The organism is Siccibacter turicensis LMG 23730, from assembly GCF_000463155.2.
GTDB classification, from domain to species: Bacteria; Pseudomonadota; Gammaproteobacteria; order Enterobacterales; family Enterobacteriaceae; genus Siccibacter; species Siccibacter turicensis.
Genome location: NZ_AWFZ01000045.1, coordinates 1 through 386, shown reverse-complemented (window position 1 = coordinate 386; position 386 = coordinate 1). Strand labels below are relative to the sequence as shown.

Below are 386 nucleotides of genomic sequence, written 5' to 3'. Positions count from 1 at the left end.
AAGGATTCGAACCTTCGAAGTCGATGACGGCAGATTTACAGTCTGCTCCCTTTGGCCGCTCGGGAACCCCACCAGGGATATTACATATTGTCGTGGCTTGCGCCGATCACCGCGAAGGGTGATAGATGGTGGTGGGGGAAGGATTATTCGTCGCTTCGCGCCTCACCCTACGGGCCGTTGCCTTCGGCAACGTTCTTTCGCTTTCGCTCAAGTCAAACCTTCAACGAAGGTTCTCACCCTTCCCGACAGTGCAAACCTCAAGTCTGACTTTCGGGGCTACCACATTTCTGTGGTGAATAATGGTGGTGGGGGAAGGATTCGAACCTTCGAAGTCGATGACGGCAGATTTACAGTCTGCTCCCTTTGGCCGCTCGGGAACCCCACCA

General features: G+C 54.7%; 2 tRNA genes and 1 other RNA gene (1 of these 3 running past the window's edge). All 3 read right to left on the bottom strand.

The annotated features are described in order from the left end of the window. Window positions 1-73 (bottom strand) — tRNA-Tyr (locus DW58_RS21235); it reaches 51 nt to the left of the window's first position. Between the two features lie 53 nt (window positions 74-126). Beyond that, window positions 127-258, bottom strand: a non-coding RNA gene (locus tag DW58_RS14780) — RtT sRNA. Window positions 259-300: 42 nt separating this feature from the next. Further along, window positions 301-385: transfer RNA gene (locus DW58_RS14770), tRNA-Tyr, on the bottom strand. Window position 386 lies beyond the last annotated feature (1 nt).